A 514-nucleotide genomic window follows, 5' to 3' on the forward strand; every position below is an offset into this window, starting at 1 on the left:
TGTTCAACCCAGCCGGAATTGGGAAAGTGCTGCGTGAATTCCTCTTGGGCGGTCGCAGTGACGTTGAGCTTTTCGTCAAACAGGATGGCCCGGCTTGATGTGGTGCCCTGATCGATGGCGAGAATATGGGTCATGGTCTTGGTCCTTTGTCCCGCGCAGCGAAGCATGCGCGCGGGCCAGAGTCAAAGTGGAAGCGGCCTGATCTCAAGCGGCGGATAGCGCTGAGACAAGGGGTGCAAACCACACCCAGTTGCGTGCGGCGGTGTCATTTACAATGAGGTTCTTCTTTCGGGTAAAGACCGGCGCTTCAGACGTTACATGCAATTGCATTTTTGTCGCATAAGGCGCCGCCAACGCTTTGGGCAGATAGGCAGAGCCGCCATGCTCCAACATATGCTGCAATGCCCACCAGGAGCTGTCGAAACTGATCCGGGCGACACCCGCGTCGTGGTAAAATTCGTCATGCTGCTGCCTGTAGGCGGCGCCGTGATCGACAAATATGTAAAGGGGGTCG

2 protein-coding genes are annotated in these 514 nt (G+C 56.6%); both read right to left on the reverse strand.

What is annotated here, in order from left to right; all coding sequences use genetic code 11:
• On the reverse strand, positions 1-167 hold a 167-nt coding region (locus SM447_RS30045; RefSeq protein WP_474576234.1), incomplete at its 3' end, for an FGGY family carbohydrate kinase.
• Between the two features lie 37 nt (positions 168-204).
• The coding region (locus tag SM447_RS30050) for a hypothetical protein (protein ID WP_474576233.1) at positions 205-514 on the reverse strand (310 nt) is incomplete at its 5' end.

The organism is Micromonospora aridisoli (assembly GCF_056150025.1).